The sequence below is a fragment of the Metabacillus dongyingensis genome (assembly GCF_019933155.2).
Lineage (GTDB): Bacteria > Bacillota > Bacilli > Bacillales > Bacillaceae > Bacillus_P > Bacillus_P dongyingensis.
The window spans coordinates 3,584,164-3,608,490 of record NZ_CP082944.1; the positions used below are offsets into that span (position 1 = coordinate 3,584,164).

At 40.0% G+C, this 24,327-nt stretch carries 24 protein-coding genes; 2 read left to right on the forward strand and 22 right to left on the reverse strand.

The window, feature by feature from the left end; translation table 11 throughout:
* Window positions 1-11: 11 nt before the first annotated feature.
* A complete protein-coding gene (locus tag K8L98_RS17795; RefSeq protein ID WP_223436755.1) occupies window positions 12-1,328 on the reverse strand; it encodes a DEAD/DEAH box helicase in 1,317 nt (438 codons plus the stop codon).
* A 310-nt stretch (window positions 1,329-1,638) separates the two neighbouring features.
* On the opposite strand from K8L98_RS17795, the gene K8L98_RS17800 reads away from it, so the two are divergent.
* Together K8L98_RS17800 and K8L98_RS17805 are read left to right on the forward strand one after the other, a co-directional pair.
* Window positions 1,639-2,295 carry a YqfQ family protein gene (locus tag K8L98_RS17800; protein ID WP_223436758.1) on the forward strand — a complete coding sequence of 219 codons (657 nt, stop codon included), beginning with the start codon at window positions 1,639-1,641 and terminating at the stop codon, window positions 2,293-2,295.
* Window positions 2,296-2,416: 121 nt separating this feature from the next.
* The gene (locus K8L98_RS17805; RefSeq protein WP_223436760.1) at window positions 2,417-3,361 is read left to right on the forward strand and encodes a 4-hydroxy-3-methylbut-2-enyl diphosphate reductase; all 945 of its coding nucleotides are present in this window, start codon (window positions 2,417-2,419) and stop codon (window positions 3,359-3,361) included.
* Between the two features lie 43 nt (window positions 3,362-3,404).
* Here the strand turns inward: K8L98_RS17805 and K8L98_RS17810 are convergent, their stop codons facing one another.
* The 21 genes from K8L98_RS17810 to yqfC all read right to left on the reverse strand — a co-directional run bounded on the left by K8L98_RS17810 (window position 3,405) and on the right by yqfC (window position 24,316).
* Window positions 3,405-4,526, reverse strand: a complete 1,122-nt coding sequence (locus tag K8L98_RS17810; RefSeq protein WP_223436762.1) for a Nif3-like dinuclear metal center hexameric protein — start codon at window positions 4,524-4,526, stop codon at window positions 3,405-3,407.
* Complete coding sequence (locus K8L98_RS17815) at window positions 4,523-5,236, reverse strand: tRNA (adenine(22)-N(1))-methyltransferase (RefSeq protein ID WP_223436763.1); 714 nt, start codon at window positions 5,234-5,236, stop codon at window positions 4,523-4,525. The genes K8L98_RS17810 and K8L98_RS17815 overlap by 4 nt, the downstream gene beginning before the upstream one ends.
* Window positions 5,237-5,367: 131 nt before the next feature.
* Window positions 5,368-5,730 carry a cytochrome c550 gene (gene cccA, locus K8L98_RS17820; protein WP_223436765.1) on the reverse strand — a complete coding sequence of 121 codons (363 nt, stop codon included), beginning with the start codon at window positions 5,728-5,730 and terminating at the stop codon, window positions 5,368-5,370.
* A 174-nt stretch (window positions 5,731-5,904) separates the two neighbouring features.
* Entirely contained in the window at window positions 5,905-7,044 is a 1,140-nt protein-coding gene (locus K8L98_RS17825; RefSeq protein WP_223436767.1) for an acyl-CoA dehydrogenase family protein, read from the reverse strand.
* 384 nt (window positions 7,045-7,428) lie between these two features.
* Complete coding sequence (gene rpoD / locus K8L98_RS17830) at window positions 7,429-8,541, reverse strand: RNA polymerase sigma factor RpoD (RefSeq protein ID WP_070875446.1); 1,113 nt, start codon at window positions 8,539-8,541, stop codon at window positions 7,429-7,431.
* 116 nt (window positions 8,542-8,657) lie between these two features.
* Window positions 8,658-10,463, reverse strand: a complete 1,806-nt coding sequence (gene dnaG, locus K8L98_RS17835; protein WP_223436769.1) for a DNA primase — start codon at window positions 10,461-10,463, stop codon at window positions 8,658-8,660.
* A 32-nt stretch (window positions 10,464-10,495) separates the two neighbouring features.
* Window positions 10,496-10,948 carry a YaiI/YqxD family protein gene (locus K8L98_RS17840; protein ID WP_223443558.1) on the reverse strand — a complete coding sequence of 151 codons (453 nt, stop codon included), beginning with the start codon at window positions 10,946-10,948 and terminating at the stop codon, window positions 10,496-10,498.
* Window positions 10,949-11,264: 316 nt separating this feature from the next.
* Window positions 11,265-12,077 carry a pyruvate, water dikinase regulatory protein gene (locus K8L98_RS17845; protein ID WP_223436771.1) on the reverse strand — a complete coding sequence of 271 codons (813 nt, stop codon included), beginning with the start codon at window positions 12,075-12,077 and terminating at the stop codon, window positions 11,265-11,267.
* Window positions 12,078-12,095: 18 nt separating this feature from the next.
* Window positions 12,096-12,734, reverse strand: a complete 639-nt coding sequence (gene ccpN / locus K8L98_RS17850) for a transcriptional regulator CcpN (protein WP_223436773.1) — start codon at window positions 12,732-12,734, stop codon at window positions 12,096-12,098.
* Window positions 12,735-13,089: 355 nt separating this feature from the next.
* Window positions 13,090-15,153 carry a glycine--tRNA ligase subunit beta gene (gene glyS, locus K8L98_RS17855; RefSeq protein WP_223436774.1) on the reverse strand — a complete coding sequence of 688 codons (2,064 nt, stop codon included), beginning with the start codon at window positions 15,151-15,153 and terminating at the stop codon, window positions 13,090-13,092.
* Complete coding sequence (gene glyQ, locus K8L98_RS17860; RefSeq protein WP_223436776.1) at window positions 15,146-16,036, reverse strand: glycine--tRNA ligase subunit alpha; 891 nt, start codon at window positions 16,034-16,036, stop codon at window positions 15,146-15,148. Before glyQ ends, glyS begins: the two co-directional genes overlap by 8 nt.
* Window positions 16,037-16,335: 299 nt before the next feature.
* Window positions 16,336-17,091, reverse strand: a complete 756-nt coding sequence (gene recO / locus K8L98_RS17865; protein ID WP_223436778.1) for a DNA repair protein RecO — start codon at window positions 17,089-17,091, stop codon at window positions 16,336-16,338.
* 32 nt (window positions 17,092-17,123) lie between these two features.
* Window positions 17,124-17,267, reverse strand: coding sequence for a YqzL family protein (locus K8L98_RS17870; RefSeq protein WP_070875439.1), 144 nt, complete (start codon window positions 17,265-17,267; stop codon window positions 17,124-17,126).
* Between the two features lie 111 nt (window positions 17,268-17,378).
* A complete protein-coding gene (gene era / locus K8L98_RS17875; protein ID WP_223436780.1) occupies window positions 17,379-18,293 on the reverse strand; it encodes a GTPase Era in 915 nt (304 codons plus the stop codon).
* Window positions 18,286-18,684: a cytidine deaminase gene (locus tag K8L98_RS17880; RefSeq protein ID WP_223436782.1), complete on the reverse strand. Its 399-nt coding sequence runs from the start codon at window positions 18,682-18,684 to the stop codon at window positions 18,286-18,288. Before K8L98_RS17880 ends, era begins: the two co-directional genes overlap by 8 nt.
* A 115-nt stretch (window positions 18,685-18,799) precedes the next feature.
* On the reverse strand, window positions 18,800-19,177 hold the full coding sequence (locus K8L98_RS17885; protein WP_420828877.1) for a diacylglycerol kinase family protein: 378 nt from the start codon (window positions 19,175-19,177) through the stop codon (window positions 18,800-18,802).
* Entirely contained in the window at window positions 19,149-19,565 is a 417-nt protein-coding gene (gene ybeY, locus K8L98_RS17890) for an rRNA maturation RNase YbeY (RefSeq protein ID WP_420828878.1), read from the reverse strand. The genes K8L98_RS17885 and ybeY overlap by 29 nt, the downstream gene beginning before the upstream one ends.
* Window positions 19,566-19,624: 59 nt before the next feature.
* Complete coding sequence (locus K8L98_RS17895) at window positions 19,625-21,802, reverse strand: HD family phosphohydrolase (RefSeq protein WP_223436784.1); 2,178 nt, start codon at window positions 21,800-21,802, stop codon at window positions 19,625-19,627.
* 62 nt (window positions 21,803-21,864) lie between these two features.
* Complete coding sequence (locus K8L98_RS17900) at window positions 21,865-22,824, reverse strand: PhoH family protein (protein ID WP_223436786.1); 960 nt, start codon at window positions 22,822-22,824, stop codon at window positions 21,865-21,867.
* A gap of 3 nt (window positions 22,825-22,827) precedes the next feature.
* Window positions 22,828-24,012 (reverse strand): sporulation protein YqfD, encoded by a 1,185-nt coding sequence (yqfD, locus tag K8L98_RS17905; protein WP_223436789.1) that lies wholly within the window; start codon window positions 24,010-24,012, stop codon window positions 22,828-22,830.
* Between the two features lie 16 nt (window positions 24,013-24,028).
* On the reverse strand, window positions 24,029-24,316 hold the full coding sequence (yqfC, locus tag K8L98_RS17910; protein WP_223436791.1) for a sporulation protein YqfC: 288 nt from the start codon (window positions 24,314-24,316) through the stop codon (window positions 24,029-24,031).
* Window positions 24,317-24,327 lie beyond the last annotated feature (11 nt).

Sequence of the window (24,327 nt, forward strand, 5' to 3'; positions counted from 1 at the left end):
CTATTCTCCTCCTACTTGCGCTTTTGATTTAATCTTCTTTGACGTTTTTTAATTTCATCCATTTCTCTCGTCATTTTCTTTTTGTATCCAGGTTTTACACCTTTTGGCTTTTTAACCTTGCTTTTCGCCATTTGGTCAACGCCATCTGATGGCCTTACGCGTTTTTGTCTTCGTTTGCGGTCCTCAACTTTTTTCCACTCGCCGTCAACGAGATCCTGATTTTCAAATTCTATCCCTAATTTTTCGAGGGTTATTAACGCATCTTCATTTTCCGGCTCATAGATCGTCGCTGCAATACCTGAATAGTCTGCACGTCCCGTACGTCCAACACGGTGAATGTAAAAGTCGAGATCACTTGGAAGCTCAAAATTGATGACATGGCTTACTCCGTCAATATCAATGCCTCTTGAAGCCAAATCTGTCGCTACGACATACTGATAATCAAGATCATTGATTTGCTTCATCATTTTTTTGCGGTCTCTTGGTGATAAATCGCCGTGAATGCGTCCAACTTTGAGGCCTTTTGCAATCAGTCCGTCCGCTACCTCATCCGCTTTTTTCTTTGTGTTTGTAAAGACAATAGCTAAATAAGGATTGTAGTTTTTCAGCATTTCAAATAAAAGATTTGTTTTATTACGGTGGCGCAGCGGCACCAGCACGTGTTTAATTTTCTTGGCAGTTGCCTGCTTTGGTGCAACGTGAGTAAATTTAGGGTTTTCCATATATTTTTTCAGGAAAGGTTTTAATTTCTCGGGAATCGTTGCAGAAAAAACAAGAATTTGCAGTTTTTCAGGCATATTGCCGCCAATTTTATCAACATCTTCAATGAATCCCATATCAAGCATGAGATCCGCTTCATCAACAACTAATGCTTTTGCCTGATGAACGAAAAGAGCTTTTTCGGCAATTAAATCCTTAATTCTGCCCGGTGTTCCGATGACAAGCTGAGGCTGGCTTTTCAGTTTATCAATTGTCCGCTGCTTGTCTGTACCGCCAATAAAACATTTAGCAGAAATCGTTTCATTTTCCGGTGCAAATTTAAGAACATGCAGAGCATCCTGGTAGATTTGATTGGCTAGTTCTCTTGTAGGGGCAGTAATAACAACTTGTACGTTTTCATTTGAGGGATCAATCCTTTGAATAAGAGGCAATAAATAAGCATGCGTTTTTCCTGTGCCTGTCTGTGATTGTCCTATAGCTGTTTCCCCTTTTAAAAGTGAAGGGAATAAGCGAGCTTGTATTTCAGTCGGTTCATAAAAACCCAGCGCTTTGACAGCATCTATAATAAAAGGCTTAAATGGAAACTGATTGAACTTTGTTTGTTCCATGTTCATCATCTCCTTGATGAGTAAGTTAATAAAAGGCTTCATTTTAAGTTGTTGCTGTTTTCATTTATACACCTTATTAGAAAAGAGCACGATTTCCTAATAAAGGATGTTCAAATTCATCTTTTTATGAAGAGCAGCAATTCTTGCGATAACAGCCAAAAAATAAGACACGGTTGTCCATCAAAACATTATATACGATTTGAGAGAAAAACTCCAATCGATTCCGCCTATTCTTAAAACCATGCAAACCTTTAAGCAGATTCTGCATATTGTGTAGGTAGTATACACGTTAGTTTAAAGGAGGATCATCATGTTTCAGCAAAGACCTATGCCTCCAATGCCTTCTAGAGGATTCCAGCCTCGAAGAATGCAAATGGGCGGTCAGCCGTTTTCAAACCAGCCTTTTGGAAATCAGCAAGCAAGGGGATTTGGACCAACTCGTTCTTTCCAGCCGTTTGGGCAGCAAATGGGACCTTTTTCATCACAGTTTGGACCGCCTGGATTTGGCGGTCAGCAATTTGGACAGCAGGCAATGGGAAGAGGCGGCGGCATCAAAGGCATTCTCTCAAGATTTTTGCCTGGAGGCGGCCAAGGTGCTGCAAATGCAGCTCAGGGTCTGCAGGGAATAACCAATCCCGCCAATTTATCAAGCATGCTTGGAAACGTACAGAAAGTTCTCGGCATGGCTCAGCAGGTCACCCCTATGGTTCAGCAATATGGCCCGCTTGTCAGAAATCTGCCTGCCATGATTAAAATTTACAGTGAATTAAAAGGCGGAGGGTCAAGCGTTGAAGAAAGCACAGGATCAGATGGATCTGATGAATCAAATACCGCGTCCGACGTTTCCGCTTCAGCACAGTCTGATGCAGACACAGCTGTTATTGAATCACCTAAGAAGACAGTAAAAGAAGGAATGGAGAAAGCAGCTCCTGTAAAAGGCGTATCTGCTCCAAAGCTGTATATTTGACATTCTTCTTTGTATTCTACTGCAGTCTCCGCTATAATAATAAGAGATTACGAGAGCCAAAAGCCTTTTTCTTTGGCTTTTTTATATTCTCTCTCGAACTTCTCTCTAGGAGGACCCTTCAATGGAAGTTATTAAGATTGCACCGCGGGGATATTGCTATGGTGTCGTTGATGCCATGGTTATTGCAAAGAATGCCGCTTTAGATAAAACTTTGCCAAGGCCTATCTATATATTAGGCATGATTGTTCACAATAAACACGTAACAGACGCTTTTGAAGAAGAAGGCATTATTACTTTGGATGGCAGCAACCGTATGGAAATATTGGAAAAAGTTGAAAACGGCACCGTTATTTTTACAGCTCACGGCGTTTCTCCAGAAGTGAGGAAGATCGCTTCTGAAAAAGGCCTTGTCACTCTTGATGCAACATGCCCTGATGTTACAAAGACCCATGATTTAATCCGGGAAAAGAAAGCTTTGGGCTATCATGTGATCTACATTGGGAAAAAGTCGCATCCAGAACCTGAAGGAGCTGTCGGTGTAGCACCTGATATTGTCCATTTAGTAGAAACAGAAGAAGATGTTGATGCTCTTACTTTCCAAAATGATAAAATTGTCGTCACAAACCAGACAACAATGAGTCAATGGGATGTATATGACATTATGGAGCGTGTGAAAGAAAAGTATCCTCATGTAGAATATCATCAGGAAATCTGCCTGGCTACTCAAGTAAGGCAGGAGGCTGTTGCAGAGCAGGCAAAAGATGCTGACCTGACAATTGTCGTTGGAGATCCGAAGAGCAACAATTCAAACCGTCTTGCACAGGTTTCTGAAGAAATTGCCGGAACAAAAGCATACAGAGTATCAGATATAAGCGAAATAAAACTAACATGGTTTGAAGGTGTTAAAAAAGTCGCGATTACTGCAGGAGCCTCAACTCCTACACCAATTACAAAAGAAGTCATTCAATTCCTTGAAAAGTACGATCCGGAAAATAGTCTGACATGGAACATTGAACATAATGTTCCTCTTCAAAAAATCCTGCCTAAAGTAAAAGCAGTCAAATAAAGAAAAACAAAACCGCTGGGGATCAACACCAGCGGTTTATTAATTAAACAAATGTAAATGGATCTGTATGAATCTCTGAAGGGAAAATACTTACTTCAAATTTCTTTTCCTCACACATAGAAAGAAGCAAATCTGTTACCCCTTTTTTCATGACTTTCTCTACATTGTGTCCTGGATCAATCACATTTAAGCCCATCATCATGGCATCGTGCGCTACGTGATAATAAAGATCCCCGGTAACATAGACATCAGCCCCCTTACGCTTTGCCTGATGGATGTATTTATTTCCATCACCCCCGAGCACAGCAACTTTCCGTATCTTTGCATCCTTATTTCCTACCATTCTTACACAAGGAACATCGAGCGCTTCTTTCACATGCCGGGCAAATTCAGACAATGTCATGTCATGCCCAAGTATGCCTATGCGTCCCAATCCTAAAGCTTTGCCCTGCCCTTCAACTGGATAAATATCAAATGCAGGTTCCTCATATGGATGAGCTTTTAGCATAGCAGAAACAATCTTTCGCTGCTTACTTCCCGGAATGATCGTTTCAATTCTTTCTTCTTCCACAAACTCAATTTTTCCTGATTGTCCTATATAAGGATCTGTTCCCTCAAGAGGCAGAAAGCTTCCTGTTCCATTTGATGAAAATGTGCAATGACTGTACATACCAATATGGCCTGCACCTGATTGTCCCAGAACAGCCCTTATTTCGTCCGCATGGTCTTTAGGTACATAGACGACCAGCTTCTTCATTTCCTCCAGATAGGTGTCAGCGAGAACCTCTGTGTCCGTTAATTGAAGTGCCTCTGCAAGTAAATCATTGACTCCTCCGGCTGCAACATCTAAGTTGGTATGTGCCGCATATACAGCAATATTATGTTTAATGCATTTTTCAAGCAGTGCTCCGCCTGGCTGATCCGTTGCTAAATTTTTAAGAGGACGGAATATTGGCGGATGATGGGCGATAATTAAATTCGCATTTTTTTCTATTGCTTCATCCACTACTTCATCGAGAACATCGAGGGCGACTAATACACCGTGAACCGGTTTATTCAGCGTTCCAATTTGCAGGCCGATCTTATCGCCTTCCATGGCATATTCTTTTTTTGAAAACGATTCAAACAGTTGGATGATTTCGTATCCGTTAGGTATTTTACTCATTTTCTGGTAACCTCCTCAAGCATTGCAATCAAATCGTGAAGCTCTCTTTTCTTCCCTTCATTCCCGGGGCTCACTGCCGCACTTTCTATACTTGTTAATATCCTTTTGAAATGTTCGATCTCCTGGGTCCATTTTTTTATAAACGGTTTTGTTTTATCTTTCATCAAAAAAGGACCCACAAGTAAACCTTTTTGCAGTGAAGTATGCTGGTAAGGAGCTTTCGGCTCACCCTTTTCAGCAATAAGAACCTCATAGATCTTGCCGTCTTCCTCTAATATTTCTTCATTTACCAGTTCCCATCCGTTTTCAAGCAGCCATCTTCTTACATGATGTGCATGAATATTAGGCTGGAGAATCAGACGCTTGACTCCTGCTAATTTTTCCTTTCCGGCTTCAAGAATCTTTTCAATTAATGCCCCGCCCATTCCTGCAATCGTTATGCACGTTGCTTCATTAGGATCAATGACATCGAGCCCGCTTCCTAACCGCACGGATATGACGTCCTCCAGTCCGCTTTTTTGGACTTGCTTCTTTGCAGACTGAAACGGTCCCTGGACTACTTCACCTGCAACAGCAGAAGCTGCCAGTCCGTTTAAGATCGCATAGCAGGGCAAGTAAGCATGATCTGAGCCGATGTCTGCCAGCACAGCGTTTTTAGGTATATAATCAGCTACTGTTTTCAGCCTTTTTGATAAATTAACATCATTCATTTTAAACCACCACATTCTTATGTACTTTTAATTAGATCTCTCTATATAATAAGAAAAGTCCTCCGCAGATGCAAAGGACTTTTCTTTTTCGTTCAAAAGGAACGGATCATTTTAACTCTTTTGTTTAAGAACTATTTGACTTTAGAAACCCATTCTGCCATTTCGTCCAGTTTTTCATCAGGAACTAAACCGGCAGGCATGTTTCCCCGGCCATTTTTAATCGTTTCTTTAATTCCGTCAACGCCGAGCCTGTCCCCAGCTCCTTTAAGAGCTGGACCAGCACCGCCTTCGTAATTCTCGCCATGACAAGAAATACAGCTTTGCTGGTAGATTTCCTCTGGTGAAGCGTTTGCAACTTCTTCCGATTTATCTTCCTCTTTACCTTCTCCAGCCATTTCTTTCATATCGCCGAGCCCTTTAATAGATAAGAAAAACATAAGGCCGATTCCGATTACGGCAACTAAAGCAAATGGAATAAGTGGATTGCGATTCATTATGTAACCTCCCTTATGTAAAAATCTTGAAATGCAGGTAAACGATAGATTTAAACAATCTCTATTTTACTTCAAAATTTGAGGAAGTAAAAGACTTATTGTATAAGTTGGACTATTTTTCAAAAATTAGTCAAAAAAACCTCATCAATAAAGATGAAGTTCCTTTTTTAATCGTCAGCAGCCAATCTGTCTTGCAATAACCATCCGCTGAACTTCACTAGTGCCTTCGCCGATTTCAAGCAATTTAGCATCACGCAAATATCGTTCAACATGATATTCTTTCATATAGCCATAGCCGCCGTGAATTTGAATGGCCTGATTTGTCACTTCTGTACACATCTCGGATGCAAACAGCTTGCAAAAAGAGGCTTCTTTCGTAAATGGCTTTCCCTGATCCTTTAACCAGGCGGCTTTATAAACCATTGTACGTGCCAAATCGATTTTCATTGCCATATCTGCAAGCTTGAATTGAATGGCCTGGAACTCACTTAGTGTTTTTCCGAATTGTTTTCTTTCTTTTGAGTAAGCTAATGCTTTTTCAAAAGCTGCCTGTGCTATTCCGACTGCCATAGCACCAATTCCTATTCTTCCTCCATCTAATGTCATGAGGAACTGCCTGAAGCCATTCCCCTTTTTACCAAGAAGATTCTCTGCTGGAACGACAACATCTTCTAATATCAATTCAGTTGTATTAGATGCATTAAGTCCCATCTTTTCATAATTATCTATTACTTTGAACCCCGGTGCATCAGTTGGGACAATAATGGCGCTTATCTCCTTTTTACCTTCTGCGCGATCCGTGATAGCCGTCAGAGCCAGAAATTTTGCGTAAGATGCATTCGTAATGTAACACTTGTTACCATTTATAGTAAACTGCCCATCCCTCTCAACAGCTTCTGTCAGTGTGCCCCCTGCATCCGACCCTGCATTTGGCTCAGTCAGACCAAAAGCGCCCATTGATTCTCCCGAGCAGATTTTTGAAAGATACTTTCTTTTTTGCTCTTCTGTACCAAACATATTAATCGGAGATCCGCCTAATGAAATGTGTGCTGAATATGTAATGCCGGTTGAACCGCATGCTTTGCTTAGTTCTTCCGTTACAATCGCGAAACTGATCGTATCTGCGCCGCTTCCGCCGTATTCTTCCGAAAATGGCAGACCAAGCATTCCCATTTCACCAAGCTGCTGAAAAATTTCTGCTGGAAATTGCTTTGTTTTATCTCTTTCATAAGCTCCTGGTTCAACTACTTCTTCTGCAAATTCTTTAATGGTTTTCTGAATCATGCGCTGTTCTTGTGATAGTTCAAAATTCATTTTATCCCTCCGTTTTGAATACGCTTACATATTAAATTATAAAGTGAAATGGTCTATTTTCACAACTTTTTAAATTTTTTATTTAATGAAAAAATATTTTTGTTCTACTTTGTTTTGTAAAAAGCTTCCCCTTATTTTGAATACATTCTTATGTATTTGTCAGTAATTTCAAGGTTTTTTCTAAGAAAAAGAAAGGAATTATGCATAAAATTCTGAAGATAAAATGACGGAAATGGTGCAAAGTTAGGCGTAAAATTTTATGAGGGTGATTTGCAAATTAAATAACAATTAAGTAAAATAAATGAAAAGATGATGTAATATGAAATTTGTTGTTAACGCTGTCAAAAATAAATAAACAAAAAAAGCGAACTAAAAGTCCGCTTTCTATTCTAAGAAATCTTTTAATCGTTTGCTTCTGCTTGGGTGGCGCAGCTTACGAAGTGCCTTTGCTTCAATTTGACGGATACGTTCTCTAGTAACGCCAAATACTTTCCCTACTTCTTCAAGTGTTCTTGTACGGCCGTCATCCAGTCCGAAACGAAGACGCAGAACGTTTTCTTCACGGTCAGTCAATGTATCCAGTACATCTTCAAGCTGTTCTTTTAACAGCTCGTAAGCAGCATGTTCGGAAGGAGAAGTTGCATCTTGATCCTCAATAAAATCTCCAAGATGTGAATCATCTTCTTCACCAATTGGTGTTTCAAGAGATACCGGTTCTTGAGCAATTTTTAGAATTTCTCTTACTTTATCAGGAGTTAAATCCATATCTTCTGCAATTTCTTCCGGAGATGGTTCACGTCCTAAATCCTGAAGAAGCTGACGCTGAACACGAATTAATTTATTAATTGTCTCAACCATGTGAACCGGAATACGAATGGTTCTTGCCTGATCAGCTATGGCTCTTGTTATAGCCTGGCGAATCCACCAAGTAGCATAGGTACTGAATTTAAATCCTTTGCGGTAATCGAACTTCTCTACAGCTTTCATTAAGCCCATATTGCCTTCTTGGATAAGATCCAAAAACAGCATACCACGGCCGACATATCTTTTAGCGATACTTACAACAAGACGAAGGTTTGCTTCTGCGAGTCTTCTCTTCGCTTCTTCATCGCCTTCTTCAATGCGGTTTGCAAGCTTAATTTCCTCATCTGCGGTTAAAAGATCTACCCGGCCAATTTCTTTCAGATACATACGGACAGGATCATTAATCTTAACACCTGGAGGCACGCTTAAATCATTTAGATCAAATTCTTCTTCCTTCGCCAGCTGCTGTATATTAGGATCATCAGTCGATTCATTATCACCAACTAATTCAACGCCCTGCTCGCCAAGGTATTCATAATACTCATCCATTTGGTCTGATTCAATTTCGAAGCCAGACATGCGCTCAGCAATCTCTTCGTATGTTAAAACTCCACGTTTTTTTCCGATTTCAGTTAATTGGTCTTTTGCTTGTTCCAATGTCAATTCAGAATCATGGGTTTGTTTATCAGCCATTGGATCCCCTCCTTCCAAACTCTTGCAATTAATGATTTATGTGAATGTGCTAAATGATTTATGAAACCGATTAGCCTCAATGAATCTCTACGTGTTGCGCAGTCATTCGTCAGCCCTCATTTAAGATCGCGCTTAAGCCTTATGACTTCCATGGCGATATTGGCAGCTTTGACGAAATCCTTTTGGCGCTCTGCTTCATGCTTTTCAGCTTCTTTTTCTTTTATCATTAACCAATTTTGGTGATTCAACACCTGTTTAATATAATCTGACAGCTCCCGTTCAGATATTTCTTCATTTACCGAGAGCATAGCTATATCTGAAACAAACTGATGAAGCTGATTGTCAGGCAGTTTTCTAAGAAACGAGCTGACATTTGCTTCATTTCCATCTTCGTAATAAGCATATAAGTACGTAATGATCGCTCTGTGCTCTTCTATATTGAATTGAAGTCCTATACGGTCAAGCACTTTTTGTGCAATGTCCCTATTGCGCAGCATATGCGCTATAAGAAGTCTTTCAGCATTATGAAATGCCGGCAGAAGCCTTCTTTGCGCAGGTTTCATCACATGCTGGACAGGAGCGCTCTGCTGCTCCTTTTTTCGCTCAGGCTTTTGGCCTGTTCTTTTATCCTGGATTTGACTCTTCAGAACATCCATCGATAATGAAAATTCTCCGGACAGCTGTTTTAAATACAGTTCGATTTCCACTGGATTTTCAAGGAGGCTGAGTTCTTTCAGTATGTCTTCTATATACTGCAGTCTTTGTCCTTCATCTTGAAGATTTTTTCCTTTGCGGAAAACCTGCATTTTAAAAGCCATTAACGTAATGCTTGCCCCTATTACATCTTTTTTGAACTTTTCTGCACCGAATGTACGGATGTAGTCATCAGGGTCAGTTCCATCAGGCAGCGCGGCAACTCTCATTTTGCAGCCGGCAGCAGCAAGTGTTTTAGAAGCTCTTAATGTTGCTTCAAGTCCTGCAGAATCAGAATCATAACAGATTATAACATCTCCGGCGTTTCTTTTGATGATTTTTGCCTGAGCTTCTGTCAGTGATGTTCCCATCGTTGCAATCGAATGCTGCACATCTGAACGTACAGCAGAAATAACATCTGCAAAACCTTCAAATAAGACAACTTGCTGATTTTTTCGTATATGTACTCTAGCTTGATGAAAATTATAAAGAACTTTGCTTTTGTTAAAAATAGGTGTTTCGGGACTATTAAGGAATTTAGGCTGTTCTTTTCCAAGCACCCTCCCTGAAAATGCAATGGTCCGGCCGATATGATCCAGAATAGGAAACATAATCCGATTGCGAAAACGGTCCAGATATCCATCAGAGGAGTTTTTCTTAACAAGCAGCCCTGCTTTTTCCATCATCTCAGGATTGTAACCCCGTTTAGTCAAAAACTTGGCGACGAAATCCCAGGAATCAAGAGCATAGCCAATTTCAAACTGTTCAATTGTTTCTTTGGTAAACCCTCTTGCTGTTAAATAATCGAAGGCAGCTTGCCCTTCTTTTGTGTTTACTAGTAAATGATGATAAAACTTCTTCAGCAGTTCATGTGCTTCGATCATTTTTTCATCATCGCTGTTTGCATCTTTTGGCTGAACTGCGTTAAGCTGATCCGGAAGATCAATATGCAGTTTATCAGCGAGTGCCGAAGCTGCTTCAACAAATGAATAGCCTTCAATTTGCATCAAGAATGAAAAGACGTTCCCGCCGGAGCCACATCCAAAGCAATGGTAGATCTGCTTATCATGTGAAACGGAGAACGATGGTGATTTTTCGCCATGAAATGGGCAAAGCCCAAAATGATTTCTTCCCTGCTTCTTTAATTGAACATATTCACTGACAACATCAACGATGTCTGCCGATTGCTGAATTTTATCGATTATTTCATCGGGAATTCGATTTCCCATACCAACAACTCCGTGATACAAATATTCGCGATTTAACCACTAATTCCTGCATCTTTCGACAAAATCTTTTCCAGTGTGAAAATAAAACTGTCTCTGTCTGATTGGGTAAACTTTTTGGGGCCTTTTGTATGCTTTCCGCCTCGGCGTTCTTTCGCAGAAAGATACCTGAACTCAAGCGCCATCTCAATATTTTCTTCTGTATACTGTTTACCCCGAGGTGTCATGACTATAACCCCTTTTTTCAGAAGCAGACCTGCAAGACCAATATCCTGCGTCACAACCAGATCATGACGATAAGAATGATTAACGATGTATAAATCAGCAGATTCCTTGCCGGTGTCCACATAAACCCAATCATATCCGTATGTATTTGATGTTTTATGGTTATAAGACGCAACAAACAGGACGTTGATTTGATAATGGGCAGCTAGATCAGCAATTTCCTGTTTAACAGGACAGGCATCTGCATCGACAATTATCTGCATCTTTTTTTCGTCATCTTTCACTATTCTACATCACTCCGATAGATTCCTTCTTAACCTTTTAGAAAAGATCGTGAGGAAAACAAGACTGAATTTGTCGAATTATTTTTCACTTCTTCACTTGACAGATCACAATAAATAGTTTATTCGTTCTTAGTCAAGTCTAAACCTAAAATAAGTAATTTTATCACAATTTTTTATTATAATACAAAGTCTTTCATTTTTCCATTCTTTTTCATGAACTTAATTTGTTAATTTCAGGACATATATAAAACTCAGAGCTTTTGTTTCTCTGAGTTCATTATTAGTGCACTGATCTTCAGTTATATCCATTCATGATATTTTGGATCATGTTTGCCGTTTCCTCAACTGCTTTATTAGATACATCAATTACCTGACAGCCAATTTTATCAATAACCTTTTCAAAGTATTCAAGCTCCACTTTGATTCTGTCGATATTAGCATAAATAGCTTTATCATTAAGTCCAAGTGAAATTAATCTTTCTTTTCTAATGTCATTTAATTTATCAGGGCTGATTTTAAGTCCGATGCATTTTTTTGGAGAAACTTTAAATAGTTCCTCTGGAGGTTCGACTTCAGGAACAATCGGCACATTCGCAACCTTAAAGCGCTTATGAGCCAAATACTGAGACAGCGGTGTTTTAGATGTTCTGGATACTCCCACAAGAATAATGTCTGCTTTCATGATGCCTCGCGGATCACGGCCGTCATCATATTTTACAGCAAACTCAATGGCCTCTACCTTTTTGAAGTAATCTTCATCAAGTTTACGGACTCTTCCCGGTTCATATTTTGCATTAATCCCATAAGCAGATTCCATTTTGTCTATTAATGGGCCGATGATATCATAGTAGACAACACCTTGTGAATTTGCTTCTTCAATCAGTCCCTGCCTGAGCTCAGGAACGACAAGTGTAAAGCACACAATTGCCTGCTCCAATTTGGCCAGTGCCACCACTTCTTTAATTGTGCCTAAATCTTCAACGTAAGGAATTCGTTTAATTTTTGTGTCAGCTGCATAGCCGTTAAATTGGCTGATAGCTGCTTTTATAACCAGTTCAGCAGTTTCGCCTACAGAATCTGATACAACATAGACATAACGATTGTTCATACCATTCCCCTCCCCCAGTTAGATGATTTCATTCTCAGCTAGTCCGACCAATATCTTCGTCATATTTGTTTTTGTAATTCTGCCCGTTACTTCAAATCCTTTTTCCGTCTCTTTAATGACTGGAATGGCATCTATTTGCTTGTTTATTAAAAACTTCGCGACATCCATGATGTAATCCTCGCGCCTGCACATTGTAATGTTCGGCATTCTTGTCATAATAATATTCACAGGTATGGATGCAAGTTCCTGCTTTCCGATGCTTGCTCTGAGCAAATCTTTTCTGGACAATACTCCAACGAGAATAGACCCCTGATCCACTACAAATAAAGTTCCGACATCCTCCAGGAACATCGTAACGATTGCATCATAAACCGATACATTTTCATTTACTACGACAGGGATTGATTGAAAATCTTTAACCTGCAGTTTTTTCAGTTTATCTGACAGAAGTCCGGCTCCTGTTTTGCCTGTATAAAAATACCCAACTCTCGGCCTCGCTTCAAGATACCCCGCCATAGTCAGTATAGCGAGATCAGGCCGAAGAGTCGCTCTTGTTAAATTCAGCTGATCGGCAATATGTTCACCAGTAATCGGTCCATTGTCTTTTACAATTTGCAGAATGTGTTCCTGTCTTTTATTAAGTTCGATTGTACTCACCGCCTTAAGGTTCCAATACATGTATCCGCGTTCTAATTCCCGATGGTTAAATAGGTTATACTATATAAAAATATTATATACTATTTGGACGGATTGAAAAGAACCTTTGGAAAAAGAAATGCGGAACCGACCGTTTAGACCCGGCAGACAGATAAGGATCCGACAGAAAAGGCGCTTTTTGCCTTTACTGGCGGAGCCGTTCTGGCCGAGGGGCTGGGAGGTGAAGCTGGACAACAAGAAATGCGGAACCGACCGCTAAGACGCAAGAGAATGCCTATCATTTTTACTTATTAAAATTCAATCTTTATAAAATGAAGCAGACGATTGCCCTCTTTCAGGCAACCGTCTGACTTTATCACTTTACAATGACAGCATCCATATTAGCAAAGGATTCAATCAATACAGCAAGATTTTTCATTTGTGCAAGACGATTATTTTTCAAAGCATCGTCTTCAGCCATAACCATTGTTTCGTTAAAATATGATTCGATAAATGGCTGCAATGTACGGAGGGATGCAAATGCAGAATTGTACTCACCGACGGCTGAATGTGTTTCATACTCCTCTTTCACCTGCAAATATTGATCATATAGCTCCTGCTCCTCTTTATTTTTAAAGAGCTCTGGATTAACAGCTTCCCCGATTGCTTTTTTCGAGATATTTTGAACTCTCGCAAAAGCTTCCATAATACCCTTAAAGCTTTCATCTTTAGCTGCATTTTCTAAAACTGCTGCTTTGTTCATGATGGCTGTCAGTTCCATTTGGCCTGCGCCAAGCACTGCATCAATAATATCATATCTGATTTTCTTCTCATCAAGAACATGCTTTACTCTCATTTTGAAAAATGCGAGGAGTTCATTTTTTACTTTATTTTGATCAATTTCATTAAAAGGCGCAAGAGCAATGTCAAATAATTCTTCTAAAGAAATAGTCCACTTTTTCGCTAAAAGGATTTGAACAATACCGCTTGCCTGGCGTCTAAGGGCGTAGGGATCCTGTGAACCAGTCGGAATGACGCCGATAGAGAAGAAACCTGCAATCGTATCAAGTTTATCTGCTAATGCCACGATCGCACCTGCAGTTGTTGCAGGTGCTGAATCTTCAGCATGCCGCGGCATGTAATGCTCATTCACAGCCGCAGCAACTTCTTCTGCTTCACCAAATGCCTTGGCGTACTTTTCACCAATTATCCCCTGCAATTCAGGAAATTCATAAACCATGTGAGTAACAAGGTCAAATTTGCAAATCTCAGCTGCCCGCAAGGCATGTATTTTTTCTTCGGAGGAAACATTAAATCGCTCAGCTAGAGTTTTTGACAGGGCAGTCATTCTTCTGACTTTATCTCCAGTAGATCCAAGCTCTTCATGGAAAACAATTTTATCAAGTTTTTTCACATTATCCGAAATCACAAGCTTTTGGTCTTCATTGTAAAAGAATGCTGCGTCTGACAAACGTGCGCGCAAGACTTTTTCATTTCCTCTTGCCACATTTTCAATATGATTGTGGTCACCATTTCTTACTGTTACAAAATAAGGAAGCAATTGTCCTTCCGCATTTTTTACAGGAAAATAACGCTGATGTTCTTTCATCGTTGTCACAAGCACTTCTTCCGGAAGAGACAGGTATTCTTCTTCAAATTTTCCAAATAAAGCAGTAGGATACTCAACCAGATTTGTCACTTCTTCTAATAAATCTTTGTCGATTGGAATGTTCCACTTATTTTCTTCTTCAATATGATGCAGCTGAGTTAGAATAGCTTCTTTTCTTTTTACAGGAGAAGCAATGACAAACTGTGAAAGAAGAGCCTTTTCATACTCAGATGGATGATCAATGATTTGATCTGAGCCTAAAAAACGGTGTCCTCTTGTTTCTTTTCCTGTTTGCACGCCAGTAATGTTAAAAGGAATCACTTCCTGGCCGTACAGAGCGATCATCCATTTTATCGGTCTTGCAAATCTCAGGTCCTGAGATCCCCAGCGCATATTTTTAGGAAACGTAAGGCCGGTAATGATCTCTTTTATATCTGCTAAGAGCTCATTCGTTTCTTTTCCTTTTATGAACTTATGGACATGAGCATATTCAATGCCGCCAATTTCTTTAAAGAAAATATCTTCAACACTTGCTCCCTGTCCTCTAGAAAATCCGACAGCAGCTTTTGACCAGTTTCCGTCTCCATCAAGCGCAATTTTCTTGGCAGGTCCCTTAGCTTCTTCCTCGATATCATCCTGTTTAGCAGCAACACCCTCGATTTGCACCGCAAGTCTTCTTGGTGTTGAAAAAACATTTACTTCACCAAAAGTGATATTTTTCTCTTTCAGCCAGTTCGTTACTTTTAGAGAAAGCTGATTCATTGCATCCGTTACAAATCTTGCAGGCAATTCCTCAAGTCCGAGTTCAAGCAGCAAATCATGTTTACTCATCTGTTTTAGCCTCCTCTTTTTTCAGCATTGGAAATCCTAGTTTTTCTCTTTCCTCATAAAACGTTTTTGCCACTTTTCTTGCTAAGTTTCTTACACGTCCAATGTATCCCGTTCTCTCTGTTACAGAAATGGCTCCTCTTGCATCAAGGAGGTTGAATGTATGGGAGCATTTCAAAACATAGTCATAAGCGGGATGTACGAGTCCTTCGTCCATTTGCCGATGCGCTTCTTTTTCATAGATCGAAAATAGATTAAACAGCATATCAGCGTCTGACGTTTCAAATGTATATTTTGAATGCTCATATTCAGGCATCAAGAAAATATCGCGAACGGTAAATCCATCTGTCCATTCTAAGTCAAATACATTTTCTTTATCCTGGATATAGGAAGCAAGGCGTTCAATGCCATATGTGATCTCAACAGATACGGGTTTGCACTCAATTCCGCCCACTTGCTGGAAATAGGTAAACTGAGTAATTTCCATTCCATCAAGCCAGACCTCCCAGCCAAGTCCAGCACAGCCAAGTGAAGGGTTCTCCCAGTTATCTTCAACGAAACGGATATCATGTTTCAGCGGATCAATTCCCAAAGCTTTTAATGAATCCAAATACAATTCCTGAATATTGTCAGGAGACGGCTTTATGATAACCTGGAATTGATGATGCTGATAAAGGCGGTTTGGGTTTTCCCCGTAGCGGCCATCAGCAGGACGGCGGGATGGCTCTACATAAGCCACTCTCCACGGTTCAGGACCTATCGCCTTCAGGAACGTGTATGGACTCATCGTCCCTGCTCCTTTTTCAGTATCATAGGCCTGCATTAAAATACAGCCGTGATCTGACCAATGCTTTTGCAATGTTACTATCATGTCTTGAATATTCAAACCAAGCACCTCCAAATATCTTAAATAAAACAAAAAACTCCCGTCTCTATGCTGTCTGATAGCAGCATAGGGACGAGAGTTAACCCGCGGTTCCACCCTAATTGCCAATGCATATTATGCATCAGCCTCTTTCCGGTAAAGTCGCTCAAGAAACGCCTTTCTTTGCCGGTTATCCCTTAGCTCGCACTATCCTAAGGTCGCTTTTCATAACGTCATGCAAATACTCTTTTTCCTTCACAGCAACATATTAATTTACAAGCATCATAATAGAAACAGAAGATAAAGTCAATATGTATAAATTAAGTCAGTTTCCCTTTTAATGATTCCATCTGATCTAAAAATTTTTTTGACTTTAGAAATATTCCTGAGTATTCACTGTAATAGGAATCAATCACCAATTTAAGTTCAGCTTTTGTTTCCGGCTTTACAGTTACTTTCCCCAGCCTTTCTAAATCAAAATAATAAAATAAACGCAATAATTTAGCGGTAGCCTGGGAAATCGGCAGTCTGTACGGATCGACCTCGAAGCATCTGTGACAGATAAAACCGTTTTCTCTTATTGAGAAATGAAAGGTTCCATCCTTGCTGCTGCAGTTTACGCATGAATCAAGCTGCGGATATAACCCAAGAACATTCACGATTTTCATCTCAAAAATATAAAGCAGGACATCAGGATCAACGCCTTCGTTCAGGAGCTGAAGGGTCTGATTGAATAATTCAAAAAGAAAGGGATTAGGCTCATTTTGCTCTGTGCTTTTATCAAGCAATTCTGCTGTATATGAAGCATATGCCGTCAGAAAGATATCTTCCCTAATCCCCCTCATAGAAGAAATGGTCTCGCCCTGCTGCAGCCCTCCTAGTCCGGAAGACTTCTGAAATAAGAAATACCCGTATGTGAATAACTGAGTGGAAGAGGTTAACCGGCTATTAGGCTTTTTTGCCCCTCTGGCCATTACCCCCACCTTCCCAAGTTCACGGGTATAGATTGTCACAATTTTATTTGTTTCACCGTAATCATTTGTTCTAATGACAATGCCTTCACACTTTTGAAGCAATCTTTCTCACCATCCAGAAGGATTTGGTCAGATCACGAAATTGGAAAGTCAGCTTCCGCCAGCTCATGATCTTGTGAATCGGGTCCGTCACCAGTATCTTTTTCCAGTTCCTTAAAAAGAAGATAGGTATCAATATTACCTGTTTGAATAAAGACTTTCCAGGTAAAATCCAACATGTAAACCCCCACCTTTCTGTCGTTAAGACAAGCAAGCTATAATCCAATTTCTATATCGTTATCTTGACCTGAGATCCTTCGTTTCATGTTAAACAAATTTTGTTAAAAAGCTTAATATTCATCTTCTCTAAATCCGAAATCCCGAAGCTGGGTCATTTTATTGCGCCAATCCTTTTGAACTTTTACCCACAGCTCGAGAAAGACTTTAGTGCCAAGCAGCGCCTCAATGTCGACACGGGCTCTCTGTCCCACTTCTTTCAGCATTTTCCCCTGCTTGCCGATGACAATACCTTTTTGTGAATCACGTTCAACAATTACCGTTGCGCTGACATAAATAGACTGGTTATTGTCCCGTCTCTCAATAGCATCAATAACAACGGCAACTGAATGAGGAATTTCTTCCCGGGTTAAATGCAGCACCTTCTCGCGGATCAATTCAGAAATAATAAATCTCTCAGGATGATCTGTTACTTGATCTGCAGGATAGTATTGAGGACCTGCAGGCAAATAGGATTCAATCTGTTCAAGCAGCGTATCGACATTGTTCCCCTGCAGCGCAGAGATTGGAATGATTTCTTTAAATGGATAATAAGCTCGATATTGATCAATTAATGGAAGCAATTGATCAGGATGGATCTGATCGATTTTATTGATAATCAAAAATACAGGTGTTTTTGTGTGCTGCAGTTTTTCAATAATAAATTCATCACCGCGGCCGTATCCTTCTTCAGCATTAATCATGAACAAAACAACATCTACTTCTTTTAACGTGTTTTGCGCTACTTTCATCATGAAGTCACCGAGCTTGTGCTTTGGTTTGTGTATTCCTGGTGTATCTATGAAAACAATTTGAGATTCATTTGTTGTGTATACGCCTTGTATTTTATTGCGTGTAGTCTGAGGTTTGTCACTCATAATCGCAATCTTTTGGCCAATCACCCGATTAAGGAACGTTGATTTCCCTACATTTGGTCTTCCAATGATGGAAACAAAGCCGGATTTGTATTCAGGTTCATTTCTATTCATGAAGATCCTCCGCTGAAAATGCCCCGGGCAATAAATCTGCCACTGTCCATTCTTTTACATCACCATTCAGATTTGTCAGGATGACCTTCATGTCCTTTGGACAAAGTTCAGAAATCACCTGTCTGCAGGCTCCGCACGGTGAAACAGGACCTTCTGTATCAGCAACAATTGCGATGGCTGCAAACTCTTTGTCGCCTTCTGAAACAGCTTTAAACAACGCTGTCCGTTCAGCACAATTTGTCATGCCGTATGAGGCGTTTTCAATGTTGCAGCCTCTGTATACTTTTCCGTCTTTCGTTAATAGAGCAGCCCCAACTTGGAATTTGGAATAAGGAACATATGCCATTTCGCGTGCTGCTTTTGCTTCTTTGATGAGTTGTTCAGAGTTCAAAGCTCTACTCCCTTTCTGTTTTGGCGACACCATGTATTTCTATTTTACCTAAAATGAGGTGAAATTTCACGCAGATGCCGCAAATGTAATTTAATTGTAAGAATTTTCTCATAACTTATAAAATTTTAGGGATAAAGATGATTAACCCTATAATAACTGCTAGCACTGCATAAATCAAAACAGCACCTGCTGCAGCATCTTTAGCTGCTTTTGCAAGCGGATGATATTCTGCCGTGACAAGGTCCACAAGCCGTTCTACGGCCGTGTTCATCAGCTCAAGCGACAGCATTCCCCCTATTAAAAAAAGGATGATAAGCCATTCAGTGAGCGTGATATGATAAAAGAAAGCTGCAGCGGCAACAAGAATACAAATGACGGTATGTATTTGAAAATTACGTTCAGATCTAAATGTGCTCTTTATCCCATCCCACGCATAGGAAAAGCTTCTAATGAAACGTTCCCGCTCAGATCTCCCTTTTGAGCCCATATGCATCCAGGATTTCTTTTTGTTTTCCAAACATTTTTTTCTCATCTTCCTCTGTCATATGATCATAGCCAAGCAAATGAAGCAGACCGTGAACAGCCAGGAAGCCAAGCTCTCTTGTAAAGGAATGACCATATTCCTCAGCCTGTTCAGATGCACGGGGGACAGATATAATAATATCTCCTAAAACTGGAGGCATGTCCACCCCTACAATTGAAACTTCACCTTTCCCCTGTTCTTCCATGGCGAAAGAAATGACATCTGTAACCTGATCTTTGCTGCGATAAACCCGATTGATTTCTTTAATTTTTTCATTATCGACAAATGTAACAGACAGCTCAGCGTCCTGTGCAACGCGTTCAGCTTCAGCTGCGTGCTGAAGCAGTGTTTCAACCATTTCAAGCTGTTCTTCTGTCAGCAATTCTGTTTCATCAATCATATCAATAATCATTCTAGTCATGCTTGTTTCACCTTCTGTTTTGAAATTTCCGGATATTCGATTCTGGAATGAAAAATACCTTTTAATGTTTCACTGAATGATTTTGCAATAATATCCAGCTCTCTGAGCGTTAAATCACATTCGTTTAGCTGATGATCCTGAAGTCTGTCTGTAATAATACCGCGAATAAGCTTTTCAATTTTATCAGGAGTTGGACTCGACATGGATCTCACTGCAGCTTCAACACTGTCAGCTATTGAGATAATCGCAATCTCTTTGGTCTGTGGTTTAGGTCCCGGGTAACGAAACTCTTCTTCATAAATATCAGGATGATTTTGTTTTGCCTTATGATAGAAAAACTTCAATAACGTTGTTCCGTGATGCTGTTCGGCTATATCAACAAACTCCTTTGGCATTTTATGCCTGCGGAGTAGCTCTGCACCATCTGACACATGAGAAATAATAACATTCTTGCTTAACTGCGGTGACAATTTATCATGCGGATTTTCAATATTCATCTGATTTTCGATAAAATACTGAGGCCGTTTTGTTTTTCCAATATCATGGTAATACGCTCCCACACGAGCAAGAAGGCCATTCGCACCAATTGCTTCACAAGCTGCCTCAGACAAGTTGGCAACCATGACACTATGATGATATGTGCCCGGTGTTTCAGTTAATATTTTGCGGAGAAGCGGATGATTTGGATTCGATAATTCAATTAATTTCATAGTAGACAGTATTCCAAACCCCGTTTCAAAAAACGGCATAAATCCGATAGTCAAAACAGAAGAAACAAGTCCAGACGCAAGGGCCATGATAAAGTATGAACCGAGCTCAATGTTTGAATAGCTTCCATTTTGCATTAATAGGATAGAAGTGATGATAAGGATATTAATCAAGGCTACAAATAATCCAGTCTGAAGAATTCTGGAACGGACATTTTGCTCATTCAGAAATAAGACTCCCGCTATACTTCCAAACAGGAAATACACGCCGATGGTAAAATTGAAGGTACCCGTAACGCCTTCATTAAAGATAATACTGCCGCAGACGGCAAAAATTATACTCGTTAAAATGGCAAGCCTCTCGTGAAGAAGAAGCTTAATAAGCATAGCGCCCATTGCAACCGGAACCAGATATCCTACATTCGAATAATCAATTTCCTGAAAGAAACTGATGATTTTAATGAGCAGGATCGTAATGCTGAAAATTAAAACGTAAAGAATAAGAGAGTGATTCTTTCTCTCTGAAGGCTTATCAGGTGCTTCAAAATAATAAATGAGCGTCGCAATAATTAAAAGAATAATCAGCATTAGTCCTGCAAACGGCTTTAGTGCCAGCTGATTATCGAGAAGCCCGACTAGATCAAGCTTGCGGTAGATGTCTCTGCTGATGTAACCGCCTTCTTCAACGAGAATCTGGCCTTGTTTAATCTGCACTTCTTTCACATCATCATATGCCTGCTGCTTTTTTTCTTCCGTTGCATCAAGATCAAATACATAGTTTGCAATCACCGCATATCTTCCAAGCTGAACAGCTGCATTTGATAAGTCAGCCCTCAGTGTAGAAGACTTAAGATCTTCTTCGACAAGATCCTTTGCTTCATCCTGTTTCTGAAGAGGAATTTCATCGCTCATTACGCGATTAACGGCCGTAATGATTGAATCTTTTGCAATAGCCAATTCATTGTCTGAAGAGTCCAGCAGCGCTCTGAAGGCATCATCAGGAATTTTTTCTCTAATATCGGAAGTAAGCTTGTCCTTTAAACGTTTAAGTTTTTCATCTGCAGAAATAGAATAGGCTTCTTCACCCTCTGTGACATTTTCATTCTGTAGTTTTATTTCATCTGCTGCCTCTTTATTCGTTTCTTTTACAAAATCAAAAATGGATGTTATGACTTCTACTCTATTTACGACATAGTCTTTTCTTAAAACATATTCATCTTCAACTGCGTCATAGGCTTCCTGGCGCTTGTTGTCCGTTTCATAGGTATCATCTGCCTGTGTAGGGGCAATGATCGTCTGATCGGAATAAGTGAACAGTTCTACATCAATCGTTTCCGGCTTTACATTGCTGTAAAGCGAGACAAAAATAACAGCGGCAAGCATGACATACATCGATATATGTATAAATTTATAATTCTTTACTTTTTCGATTAACTGACTAAATTTAGGCTTTTGCTTCGTTTTCATAACCTCACCCCCTGCTCCCCTCTGCAATCATGAAAAAAGTGACCCGAAATCGGGCTGTCGGGTCACTTCGTCTGATCATATGCTTCGATGATTTTCGCAACCAGCGGGTGGCGAACAACATCTGATTGCTGCAGTTCGTTAAAAGCAATGCCGCTGACAGAACTTAATGTTTCTTTTGCGGCAGCAAGTCCTGATTTAACGCCTTTTGGCAAGTCAACCTGAGTAATGTCTCCTGTAATGACCATTTTTGAACCAAACCCAAGCCTCGTCAAAAACATTTTCATTTGCGCAGGTGTCGTATTCTGTGCCTCATCTAAAATAACAAAAGCATCATCAAGCGTTCTGCCTCTCATGTAGGCTAGAGGAGCAATTTCTATTGTTCCTCTTTCAATTAATCTTTGCGTGTGCTCCATTCCAAGCACATCATGCAAAGCATCGTAAAGAGGACGCAAATAAGGATCAACTTTTTCTTTAAGATCCCCTGGAAGGAATCCAAGGCTTTCTCCTGCTTCTACCGCAGGTCTGGTTAAAATAATTTTTTTAACGCTGTTATTCTTTAAGGCACTCACTGCCATGACAACGGCTAAATATGTTTTTCCTGTACCTGCAGGGCCAATTCCAAAGACGAGATCTTTATTCCTGATAGAAGAGATATAATGTCTTTGTCCAAGAGTTTTAACTCTGATTGATTTCCCGCGGGCGTCTTTGCTGATCTCATCTACATATAATGCTTCAAATTCATCAAGTTTTAAGCGTTTTGCCATTTCAATTCCGTATAAAACGTCCCGTTCACTGATCGTGATTCCTTTGCGGATCAGGACTAACAGCGACTTCAATACATCAGTAACAGTCTGAACACTGTCAGGGTCCCCGGATACGTAAACTGCTTCGCCTCTCGTTACAATGGAGACGTTCAGTTCATCTTCCATACGCTTTAAATGTGCATCATTATTTCCAAACAGAGCAACCGCTTCATTTGGGTTTTCTACTTGCTGATTTATCGTAACTAGTTCTTCTGGCATTATTTAATCTCCCTGAACAATTGGTGTAGTTTTTACGATATTTTCTATAACTTGGTAGAGCACTGTTAGTTTTACTTTACCATTCTCGTTCGTCTGGTGCAAAACTTTTTGACCCTTTATTTCCGCTTCTTCTCCCAATTCATTTAATAATTCTTTTTTGCCGAGTTCAAGGGCAGCTGTCCGTGCTTCCTCACTTGTGTAACTGCGTTTAACAACTTCTTTTTCGCGGTAGATTTTTTTACCGTATCCAATCGGCAAGTTCCAATTCAGAAATTTAACAGATCTTATGTCTTTCTCCACTTCAAATTCTTTAAACATGTCCTGCTTAAATCCCCAAACCTGAAGCTCCCATGACCCAAGTTCTAAGTAATACTTGCGTTTGTCATCTCCAGAAAAAACATTAAATGTAGTATGAATAGGCACTGCCACTTCAGAGCGGTACCATGTCTCTCCCAGTATCTCTGCTTTCGCTGCCACTTTCTGCTTATTATTATCATTGCCTATTATTCCCGAAACAAGCAGCTGCCCTTTCTTCACATGCTCATTAATAGATACCGCAGGCTGTCCTTTTTCAACGTACATTTTAGTTATAACCGCTTTTTTTCTTGCAACGATATTCTGTGGACTTGAATACATGATTTTTTCCGGTTCATTTTTCTCGACAACCTCAAAATGATAATTTGTGCCCTTCAGTTCAACTCCAACCCATGTAAGCTCTTTGATATTGTTTGTCAGGTTTTTTTGTATGGAATCAGGATCAAGAGTAAAGAACTGCAGTTTCCCAACCTTCACACCCATTGCATCAAGCTCTTTTTTTATAAGATGTTCAGTGCTGGGCTTTGCTCCTTTTATATCAATTCCCCAGATCATGTTGGATAAAAGAAGAATAACGGTAAAAAATAGTGCGAATCCAATGACAAAACCACTGTTTTTCAAGGATTTCTGAATTAGAAAAGGCAAGCCGGACACTTTCTTCAATGAACATTTGCATTCATTTTTGCGCGCCGCAGCCCGAATGGCATGTACATCTTTCAGACGAATAAAAAAAGAGACCGCCCCCTCTTCTCTTCTTACATTCCATACAGGTACGTCCTTCCTGATGCAGTCGTTAATAAATCTTTCAGTGCCTCTGCCTGTGATTGTCACTTTAATGACGCCGTAAAAGAAATGGGTCCATTGGTTTTTCATTGTTATCCTCCTATATTCAAGATTGTTCTAAATAATTAACTTGGTCGATTTTTCCCTGCAGAAGGATTTCTTCCGGCAAAATCGTTTTTATAACAAAAGCTTCACCCTTAATCTGAAGCTGTCCCTGTTTGAGTAAAAGCCGAAGTTCATTATCTGTAAAAGTGAGCAGCCCTCTATGATTTTCAATATAAATATGTATTTGGCCGATCATCGTGATGCGGGGAAGATCCATCATGACATCCTGGGGTATTTCTACTGTTCGTGAGATCCATTTCGCTACATGCTGTCGCCATCTTTTCGCCATAAAAAAGAACC

Excerpts from the sequence above, each read along its gene's own strand:
- K8L98_RS17795 (WP_223436755.1), bottom strand. The coding sequence starts at position 1,328 with ATGGAACAAACAAAGTTCAATCAGTTTCCATTTAAGCCTTTTATTATA.
- K8L98_RS17800 (WP_223436758.1), top strand. The coding sequence starts at position 1,639 with ATGTTTCAGCAAAGACCTATGCCTCCAATGCCTTCTAGAGGATTCCAG.
- K8L98_RS17805 (WP_223436760.1), top strand. The coding sequence starts at position 2,417 with ATGGAAGTTATTAAGATTGCACCGCGGGGATATTGCTATGGTGTCGTT.
- K8L98_RS17810 (WP_223436762.1), bottom strand. The coding sequence starts at position 4,526 with ATGAGTAAAATACCTAACGGATACGAAATCATCCAACTGTTTGAATCG.
- K8L98_RS17815 (WP_223436763.1), bottom strand. The coding sequence starts at position 5,236 with ATGAATGATGTTAATTTATCAAAAAGGCTGAAAACAGTAGCTGATTAT.
- cccA (WP_223436765.1), bottom strand. The coding sequence starts at position 5,730 with ATGAATCGCAATCCACTTATTCCATTTGCTTTAGTTGCCGTAATCGGA.
- K8L98_RS17825 (WP_223436767.1), bottom strand. The coding sequence starts at position 7,044 with ATGAATTTTGAACTATCACAAGAACAGCGCATGATTCAGAAAACCATT.
- rpoD (WP_070875446.1), bottom strand. The coding sequence starts at position 8,541 with ATGGCTGATAAACAAACCCATGATTCTGAATTGACATTGGAACAAGCA.
- dnaG (WP_223436769.1), bottom strand. The coding sequence starts at position 10,463 with ATGGGAAATCGAATTCCCGATGAAATAATCGATAAAATTCAGCAATCG.
- K8L98_RS17840 (WP_223443558.1), bottom strand. The coding sequence starts at position 10,948 with ATGCAGATAATTGTCGATGCAGATGCCTGTCCTGTTAAACAGGAAATT.
- K8L98_RS17845 (WP_223436771.1), bottom strand. The coding sequence starts at position 12,077 with ATGAACAATCGTTATGTCTATGTTGTATCAGATTCTGTAGGCGAAACT.
- glyS (WP_223436774.1), bottom strand. The coding sequence starts at position 15,153 with ATGAGTAAACATGATTTGCTGCTTGAACTCGGACTTGAGGAATTGCCT.
- K8L98_RS17870 (WP_070875439.1), bottom strand. The coding sequence starts at position 17,267 with ATGTTGGATTTTACCTGGAAAGTCTTTATTCAAACAGGTAATATTGAT.
- era (WP_223436780.1), bottom strand. The coding sequence starts at position 18,293 with ATGAATAGAAATGAACCTGAATACAAATCCGGCTTTGTTTCCATCATT.
- K8L98_RS17885 (WP_420828877.1), bottom strand. The coding sequence starts at position 19,177 with ATGCATATGGGCTCAAAAGGGAGATCTGAGCGGGAACGTTTCATTAGA.
- ybeY (WP_420828878.1), bottom strand. The coding sequence starts at position 19,565 with ATGGTTGAAACACTGCTTCAGCACGCAGCTGAAGCTGAACGCGTTGCA.
- K8L98_RS17895 (WP_223436784.1), bottom strand. The coding sequence starts at position 21,802 with ATGAAAACGAAGCAAAAGCCTAAATTTAGTCAGTTAATCGAAAAAGTA.
- K8L98_RS17900 (WP_223436786.1), bottom strand. The coding sequence starts at position 22,824 with ATGCCAGAAGAACTAGTTACGATAAATCAGCAAGTAGAAAACCCAAAT.
- yqfD (WP_223436789.1), bottom strand. The coding sequence starts at position 24,012 with ATGAAAAACCAATGGACCCATTTCTTTTACGGCGTCATTAAAGTGACA.
- yqfC (WP_223436791.1), bottom strand. The coding sequence starts at position 24,316 with ATGGCGAAAAGATGGCGACAGCATGTAGCGAAATGGATCTCACGAACA.